6 protein-coding genes and 2 pseudogenes are annotated in these 8,377 nt (G+C 37.0%); 1 reads left to right on the forward strand and 7 read right to left on the reverse strand.

The window, feature by feature from the left end; translation table 11 throughout:
• The 3 genes from CFT42_RS14530 to CFT42_RS14540 all read right to left on the reverse strand — a co-directional run.
• Positions 1–1,517, reverse strand: a 1,517-nt coding sequence (locus CFT42_RS14530; protein ID WP_159458188.1) for a VaFE repeat-containing surface-anchored protein, incomplete at its 3' end; no start/stop codon positions are given.
• Between the two features lie 151 nt (positions 1,518–1,668).
• On the reverse strand, positions 1,669–2,721 hold the full coding sequence (locus CFT42_RS14535) for a hypothetical protein (protein WP_088816525.1): 1,053 nt from the start codon (positions 2,719–2,721) through the stop codon (positions 1,669–1,671).
• 618 nt (positions 2,722–3,339) lie between these two features.
• Positions 3,340–3,717, reverse strand: coding sequence for a hypothetical protein (locus CFT42_RS14540; RefSeq protein ID WP_088816526.1), 378 nt, complete (start codon positions 3,715–3,717; stop codon positions 3,340–3,342).
• Positions 3,718–4,423: 706 nt separating this feature from the next.
• On the opposite strand from CFT42_RS14540, the gene CFT42_RS14545 reads away from it, so the two are divergent.
• A complete protein-coding gene (locus CFT42_RS14545; RefSeq protein ID WP_088816527.1) occupies positions 4,424–5,326 on the forward strand; it encodes a helix-turn-helix domain-containing protein in 903 nt (300 codons plus the stop codon).
• A 347-nt stretch (positions 5,327–5,673) separates the two neighbouring features.
• Here CFT42_RS14545 and CFT42_RS14550 read toward each other — a convergent pair.
• The 4 genes and pseudogenes from CFT42_RS14550 to CFT42_RS14565 all read right to left on the reverse strand — a co-directional run.
• A pseudogene (locus CFT42_RS14550) lies at positions 5,674–6,926 on the reverse strand (Y-family DNA polymerase).
• A gap of 12 nt (positions 6,927–6,938) precedes the next feature.
• The gene (locus CFT42_RS14555) at positions 6,939–7,304 is read right to left on the reverse strand and encodes a hypothetical protein (protein ID WP_088816529.1); all 366 of its coding nucleotides are present in this window, start codon (positions 7,302–7,304) and stop codon (positions 6,939–6,941) included.
• Complete coding sequence (locus tag CFT42_RS14560; protein ID WP_088816530.1) at positions 7,291–7,575, reverse strand: hypothetical protein; 285 nt, start codon at positions 7,573–7,575, stop codon at positions 7,291–7,293. The genes CFT42_RS14555 and CFT42_RS14560 overlap by 14 nt, the downstream gene beginning before the upstream one ends.
• Positions 7,576–7,875: 300 nt before the next feature.
• A pseudogene (locus CFT42_RS14565) lies at positions 7,876–8,377 on the reverse strand (primase C-terminal domain-containing protein); the annotation flags it as partial.

The following is an 8,377-nucleotide window of genomic DNA, read 5'->3' on the forward strand; positions in this document are numbered from 1 at the left end:
CTTAACGATTCAAAGACAACGACTTCTTTACCTTTTAACGAGGATGCATCAAATGTGAAGATGACTTTTGCTGTTCCTGTTTCAGTTGTTGGCGTAAAGATTTTTCTTGCTTTCACCGCTTTACCGTTGACCATAACTGGTTTTCCAGTTTCTTTATCCATGAGAGTCCCTGTGACGGTGTATTGTTTTCCAGTCGTTAAACCACTGAAAATCACATCATCTTGAATGGAGACTTGTTTCAATGGCTCTAGGCTCTTGTCGCCGTCTTCTTGATCGGTTGCTGTTGTATGAATTTTAGGAACAAGGGCGTCATTCACTACATCTAATGTGATGTTTTGTGTGTTCGCGCCAATAGTAAAAGGATATGTTTTTGTGTTGAGTTTGTATCCTGGAATTGAATTTGTTTCAATCAACACATAGTTTCCAAACGTTAAATTCCCTTGACTCCATTCGCCATTAGCATTTGAAGTTCCTTTTGCAATAAATTTACCAGTTGTATCTTTGATTTCAAATTTAACACCTTGTAATAATTTTCCATCATTCCCTTTTTTCACCACTTTCATGGATCCTGTTTGAGCTTCAAAATTTGCTTTGAAAGAAATCCTTAGAGTTGGATCGAACCATCCACCTTTGCCTAATGTTTGATAAGTAGCGTTGGTCATACGGTATAGAACCGAGCTAAATTTTTTCATACTTCCTTTTAACTCACCAGATACATAATCTGTATCATAGGTTAAAGGAGCAGTTAAGTAAAACGAGTCGCCACCTTTAATTGTAACTTGTCCGCCCGTTTTTTTCGCACCAGTTGTGACATTTACAAATGAAACTTGATTAGGTAACGTAAATGAAAATTTATTTGCTGTATCAGCGTTTAATTTGATTGTTTCTGTTTTTTGAACATTGTTAACCACTGTTGCATTAACACTCGTTTTAGAAAATGCTGCTTTTGCCTTCGGATAATTACCTGCGAGTGCTTTTGCTTTTAGTTCATCATAGCCTGCGATATTTTGACCACCTTGATAAGAACCTAAGTACATTTCACTTATAACAAGAGAAGTTACGACTGTTCCACGTGTCCAATCGGATCCAAATATATTTCCATCCCCAGTAATTCCATAGTAGAGTGTTGCGGCAACCTTATCATTGTCATAAATGTTACCCCCATCATTACTTGTTCCGCTTGGCGGTGTATTTTTGGGATGCTCCATACAAAACGCTTGTTGTCCATTCACTTCAAAATGACCAACTGTGCTTCCTCCGTAACTTACAGCTCCTTTATATACAACTGATGCCGAAGTACTAGCTTTAAGCGAACGTAAATTGTTTCTCACACCTCTTTTTAAAGCTTCTTCTTCTTCTGCCGATTTTTGGGCGCCATCTGCGCTAAAAATTTGAGTTGGATCTAAGCCTGTTTTTTCTTGGGCAAATACGCGCTGAATTGGTGCTAAAATTGTAGATACAAAAACAAAAGCAATTAGACAGAACGTTAGCCATTTATTTACTTTTTTATTAATCATTTTTTTCCTCCATATTAAAATTTTTTAAATCTTAGTTTTGATAATCTTTCTTTGTTGGGGCTCTTATTTCCATTTTTAAGTATTCTCCTCCATAAATTGACTAAAAAAAAGACACCTCATTAGAAGTGTCTTTTTTAAATCACATATTTTTTTACCAATCAATCGTACCCCATTCTCTACCATCATCGCTGTCCATTTTTCCTTTGTTATCGGTTTTTCCATTCCATGTATCGCCAGGAGTTAAATCATCACTAGATTGTGAAGAATCACTTCCTTCGTTTGACGCTGAATTTGATGAATGACCCGAAGAACTGCTTGAACTTCCTGAATTTGATTTTGAGGATGGACTTGAAGTACTTGATTTACTAGATGCACTAGTTGATTCTGATGATGAACTCCCCTGTTTGTGAGATTTCGAACTTGATGTTGAATTCTGAGCTGAACTAGCTTGTGATTTTTGTGTTTCTGTTGCTTTTTGCTTTGCTCGATCTACTTGCTTTTCTTTTGTGACTAAGTAATTTTCAACGCGATTTAAATCGTCAATGAGTGCTTGTTTTGCTTTAGATTGTTTCACTTTATTTTTTTCATTTAAAGCTGTTTGAAATTGTGATCGCGTTATACTTTCTTTAATTGTCTTTCTTGTCGCATCTGTAAATAGTGTATTTACCGCATTTTGGGCTTTTACTAATTGATTATTTTGCTGTTTCGCTTGTTGAATCCATTTATTCTGCTCTGCATAAAAAACAGGTTTCACTTCTTTAAGCTCATTAGCTTGTTTCTCAACATCTGCTACATTTGCATTTTCAGTTAATACACCTTTTTGATCAAGTAATTTTTTGACTTGATCACGTAAGGCAATCATTTTTTCAGCATCTGCAATTTCTACTATCGCTGTATTTAATTTCTCTGCGGTTGCTACCGTCATTTCTTTTCCTTCAAGCTTGTGTAATTTGCTTTTCAGCGCTTGAACATCCTCTGCATTTACATCTTTTGCTAATAATTCTTTTTTATCGTTAAGATAAAATGAAGCCCCTTCTTTTTTATAGGCTTCTACTTGTTTCGCTAATTGCGCTTCTGATTTTTGCACAGCTTGCTGTTCTTCTTCTTCTGCTTTTGCGTGGATTTGATATTGAGTGAATCCAACTCCACCGCCAACTAGAAGCAAACCAACTCCAATTCCTATAAACCATTTTCGATTTAACATCCTTCTCTTCCCTTCTAGCAATTTTGTTGTTTTTATATCCAACATTTCTTTCAGTATACTATAAATAAAATTCAACTTGTTGTTTCAGTTTTAAGAAAAAGCAGAAAGGAAAATTTGTTATGTTTATTTCCGTAAATATAAGAGAAAAAAACTTTCTGCTTTTTAGATAAATAACCGAATTCTTTTCCATGCCAATGAAAATGAGTGCGGTCAAAGAAACAGAGACATCTATGAGAAAGGATAAGACTCTTGTCTCTGCTTCTTTCACCATACTAGTCTTCAAAAAAATTGAATGTTTGAGGCTGAAGAAACATTCTAACCCTTGATCAGCTATATAACTTTTTTCTATTCGCTCGCTGTCGAAAGACAGGTCTTGGCAAAATAAGTTATATCCAACCATGCGCCGTTTATGGCTTGTTCGGCAACCAGTGAGCACAGAGATTTAACGTTTCATCTCTAAACGATAATCCAACCCCTTCGCCGAGTGCTGATAAGCGTCAGGCTAATTTGTATGAACCCGTTTGACGGGAAAGTTTCAAATTAGTAAGTTTTACTATTCAGTTTTCAAAATTACTTCTGAAAAAGAAATTATTTTCTTTTTCATTGGCATGGAAAAGACTATAATAGTTTTTGCATTCCTGGTTGTAGTATGAGTGAATCGTCTGGCTGTTTCCTTTTAGCTATCAGTTGTGTTGTTTCCCCGACTCGTATATTTCGAATGTGATAGTATAAGTCCCGTAAGGAGATTTTTTGTAAACTCTCTAAATCAACCGCATAATACCCATTTTGACCCAAACAATCTTGTTGATAGTATACGTAATTCTGATTATCAAAAGTTCGAATGATGATATACCAAGTGATAGATTCTAAATTTTTATACGTTAGTCGTACTTGTGCTTTCTTTCGATTTACTTTTCTTTTCGAACGAAGCCTTCGTTGCAGCATAGGACTATTCATTGGCTTCATCATTCTTTCATCTTTCGTTGTGATTACCATTGTCTTTCCCCCTAACTTTAATACAAAACTATAAAAAAAGAGTCCTCTACTCAAGTAGAAGACTCTTCTATCAATCACTTATTGTATTTTTTAAAAGCTTATATGCCTCAAAAAAGTGGAGTAGTTTTTGTAGAAGAATCAAGTTTGATTCGTTATAAAATTCTTACCCTTTTCCTGTGGCGAAAACTTCAATAAAATGGTACAATAGCGATTGGTGAAGCGCCGTCTCCTAAGTGCTGTTAAGAGATGCGGTGAGGAAGGAGCTACCTTCCTAGCACATGTCAATTGACTTGCCGGAAAATTGATCTGTGTGCTTCGCCTATTTTTTTATTTGTTCAACTGAATTCGCAATGAGTTTACACCAATTGTGGACTCGTTGTCAAACAAACATTTTCTTTTTTTCAACCAACATAAGAATGTCCCGTGAGATTAAAACCAACAAAACTTAAGATAAAACTCATATGTTTACCTCCTTCGATCATTCATATGGCCAGGATCTATATTTCTATTCCATATCTGTATTAAACCATAAAGTCCAAAAACAAGCAACATTTATAAAAGGGTGTCCTAATATGGTCACTTTCTAAAAATAATAATAATCCTTTTTAATAAATTCGCTTATTTAAGCCGTTTTATGGTGTCCTAATATGGTCACTTTTCCAATTTTTTATTTAATCTATTTTTTGAAAGGAGTGTCTACGAAAAAATGTCACATAATATTCACAATATCCATAAAACATTGTATGAAATACGCATTTTGAAACGTATGTCACAAGCTGAGGTTTCAGGCCAAATTCCGCTTAGTACGTATCGCAAGATAGAACGAGGTATCACCACACCAACCGTTCCAGTTTTCTTTACTATTTTAGAAAATCTTGATATGTCATTCACTGAATTTTTCTTTTTGCATGATCGTAAAGATCCTGCTTCAAAAGAAAATATATTATTTCTTTATCGAGAAATTCGCCATTCACTGAATCCTAATGCACTTAACAATTTCCAGAGAGTTTGCCAAAAATACTTACAAAGTAATCATGACCAAGATGTTCAAAATTTGTATACGGTATCAGAAGCCATCAAGACGTTTTCCATCAACGAAGATTTACAAGAATGTTATGAAATCGTTCAGGCCATGCATCACGCTATATCAGTAAAATCACATTGGTTTTACTGGGATGCACTAGCAATTCAAGGAATTTTGCATTTTCTTGACAGTGATGACGCAATTGAAATGGCTATTCGAATTCGGGAAGTATTCACAGAATATCACGAACTTTATCCTGCTAAAGAATCTAAAATAAGAACCTTGCTTAATTTATGTTATTGTTTAAAACTTAACCGCGATATCCTGAGTGCAAAACCCTATATTGAACAAGCATTATTGGAATGCGAAACAACTAGTGATCAATCTCTTTACTTTGATGCTTTATTTATCAAAGCGCAAATACTTCTTGAGGAAGGCCTATATACAGATGCCAGAAGAACCGCTCATACCAGTATTAAACAATTAAGTACTTTTAATTCAAAATTCGCTGAAGATAACGAAATGGAATGGAATAAACTCCTAAAAGAAAAAGGTATTTATCGTAATCAAAAAGATGATATATAAAAAATGAACTAAAGGATGATTTCTTGATAATCCTCCTTTAGCCCAACATCATTCTATATACTCTTCTTTACCCCACATGGATATGTTCATCTAAAAAATAGGTTGTTTTCATTCCCTTTTCTCACCTTTCATTTAGTAGCTACTCATCTAGTGAAAATTTCTTTTTAGACTACGCTAATAAACCATCTATAGCTATCTTGTTAATAGTTTAACATAAAGATGACGAGTCAAACGTAAAATACCCTAGAAACCTTATTTTTTGTCTTAAACAACTCATTTTTTGTTATTTCCCTCTTTTTTTGTACACAATTATAAAAAGCATCTATCTTTGAATTAAGATAGATGCTTTAACCATGGTGTCCACCTACATAACTAGAACGCTTCAAGCCTGTTGCCCCCTCGACAAGACTACTCGCGTGCATCATCGCTTGAAAACCGTATCGTTTTCGAATTTGGTCAATCGTCCGATCCAGTTGCTGTTGCTGTAGCGTTTTTTCAGGCTGTTCAAACAAATTCAGTTGCAACCCCTTTTTTGGGGTCAAAGTCCCACAGGAGATGGAAATACTGCGAATCGGTTCTTCTGCCACATGCTCCCAAAATAGCGTTAACACGTTGTCCACCAAAGTCCGACTAGCATTGGTCGGTTGGATTTTCAACTGTTTTCGAAACCCTTTTACCACGCTATATTTGCTATAACCGACACTCAAACAAACCGTGGATGTATCGAGATAGGCTTCACGCAAGCGCATCGCGATTTCTTCTGTCATTTCTCGTATGACAATGGCCACTTCGCTTGGCTTGTCATAATCTCTTTCCAAAATTTGACTTTTCCCAAACGATTTTTCACTGGGTACATAGTTTTCATCAATCCGACTGAAGTCTAGTCCATGCGCATGATAAAAAAGCTCCGTTCCGACGACACCCAATTGATGCTTTAATAAATTCGGCGATGCCTGGCTTAATTCAAAGATGCTATAAATGTTCAAACCATAAAGTCGTCTTGCCATGCGTTCCCCAATTCCCACAAAATCCGTTAACTTCGGTATTTGCCATACGGTTTCTTGAATACTGTCATACCGCCATTCTGCTAATCCATTTTTACTTTTTTTCGCCGCGTTATCCAGAGCAAGTTTCGCTAACAACAAATTATCCCCGATGCCAATTGTCACATGGAGCCTTAATTCTTCCAAAATTTCACGTTGAATGCGTGTCGCAATTTCCTCGGTGGAACCAAACAACGCATGAGAACCCGTAACATCTAGGAAACATTCATCAATGCTGAAAGGCCGTAAAAATTTTTGGGGGACATAACGCAAAAAAATCTGTTGAATCATGTGATTCACCTTCAGGTATAATTTCATACGTGGGGGCACAATCAAAATGCGTGGATCATTGGGCACTTCAAAACGCCTGGAACCTGTTTTGATTTGAAAGACTTCTTTCATTTTCGGAGTGGCGGCCAAAACTAAACCACCTGGACGATCAGCATGACTCATGACGACTAAGAAAGTCGTTAAGGGGTCTAATCCCCGTTTGACACACTCCACGCTCGCAAAAAAAGAACGGTTATCAATGCACAAAATATCGCGTCTCGGAACATCACGATAATCCATTACGTGTACCACTTTTGAACACGCTCCTCGCAATGAACATGATGAATGTGGGCCACTACAACTTGCTGAACCCCTTGATTGGTCTGTAATATTAAACGTTCTCCTTCAGAACCACGTACATAACCTTTAATCAAAGGTTCAGGATAACCTTCTCCTGTGTCAACCTGTTCAGGTTTCAACTGTATCACTAAAAGGCGTTGTTGAAGCAAGCCTACAGCTAGAACATCTTGGACTTTTTCCGAAGACATTTCTTCTAGCCAGGCATCATGTTCCTGGTCTTGCGCCAGCTGTTCCGAATGCTCCGACAAGAAAAAGCCTTGCCATTTTTGAATGCCCCTGTCTTGTTCACTGTCAGGACGTAACATGACGTTCACGCCCTTCCCCATCTTCGACTTTTAGTATTTCATCTGCACGAACGATGATATCCCCACACAGGAACGTCCGTAAAGATTCGTTCAATAACACACAACGTCCAGAAACCGTTCGTTGATAACCCCCCACGAAGACCGTCACTTTCAGTTGTTTGTGTAAAACATGCGCTTGTTGAATCATCGCTACATAACCCAGCCAATCTTCCTGACTAACCACAAAAGAAGTTAACGCTTGTTGTTCAAATCGTTTTGCTTTCCCTAACATACAAGCACCTCCATAAACAATATAAGAACGTTTGTTCGTATATTGTATAGCAGAATCCAACAAAAGTACACAGTGAGAAAGTCTTATTTTTCCGTTTATCAAGAACGAAAAGACTATTTGTTCACTCTAAAACAAATACGCTAAAGGGTGCATGCGCACGTTCACCCCTTTCTATTTGCCGGTGACTCCTTACTTTCTCTAACAGACAAGACTGGCATAAGCCACACATAAACTTCAAAAGCACAAGAAGAAAAACAAGGTCTCTAGAATTAAGTAATTGGCAATTGAACCCATTGACTTTTAACCCGTTTCGGATGCACTTAAATCGCGCTGTCGCCTTGTTCGGTACGTGTTCTCGAGCAAGTTCCACACTTCATGACCGCTACTAGGCAAGCCCTTCAAAATGGCGCTTTGGAGGTGGTGCGTGCCTTCTTTTTGATTCAATTTCATCGCAATAAATTGAGCTGCTTCTGAAAATGTGCCTAAAAAAGCCAGGTATTTTTCTTTTTGCGCTTGTTTTTTCGTCAAGGCATGACGGATCGCTTGCTCTACCACGATCGCATTGGTGGATATCAACGTCACCGCATAACGACCTTTGCCCTCCACTTTACTGATAATTCGTTTCGATTGCTTCAGTATTTTTTTTAATGTGGCCAACGGAATATTGGTTTCTTTAGAAAGCTCTCGTTGGGATTTTTCCAAAAACGTTTGGCCAAACAAAATGTGTTTGGATATATATTCTTCTAAATCCATTTCCCATTCTTCAAAATGAGAGTAGATTCGATTTTCGCGTGATTTTCTA

The organism is Listeria goaensis (genome assembly GCF_900186125.1).
Taxonomy (GTDB): Bacteria; Bacillota; Bacilli; order Lactobacillales; family Listeriaceae; genus Listeria; species Listeria goaensis.